The sequence below is a fragment of the Pseudoalteromonas sp. SIMBA_162 genome (genome assembly GCF_046535955.1).
GTDB classification, from domain to species: Bacteria; Pseudomonadota; Gammaproteobacteria; order Enterobacterales; family Alteromonadaceae; genus Pseudoalteromonas; species Pseudoalteromonas marina.
In genome coordinates, this window is record NZ_JAWJBQ010000560.1 from 1 (window position 1) to 264 (window position 264).

The following is a 264-nucleotide window of genomic DNA, read 5'->3' on the forward strand; positions in this document are numbered from 1 at the left end:
GAGCGGAAACGGGCGTAAGCCATGCTGGAAATGAACAGCCCCAGCGCCGCCAGTGCTTCCAGTACGCCGATGACGGCGTGGCCAGGCACACCGGCCAGCATCACGCCCTGCATGATGTAGAGCAGGCTGACGAACGCCAGCCAGACATGACCACGTGCCCGGCGGGTGAAGATGGCGGGCAGAAACAGTGCGATGGGTAGCAGGCGGATCAACAGCGGCAGCAGGCCGCTGTTCTCGCTCTGTGCCATCAGCTGAATGCCGCCG

1 protein-coding gene is annotated in these 264 nt (G+C 64.4%); it reads right to left on the reverse strand.

What is annotated here, in order from left to right; all coding sequences use genetic code 11:
* Positions 1 to 248: DUF2069 domain-containing protein (locus R0J88_RS20915; protein ID WP_410901013.1), on the reverse strand; the 248-nt coding region annotated here is incomplete at its 3' end.
* Positions 249 to 264: the final 16 nt, after the last annotated feature.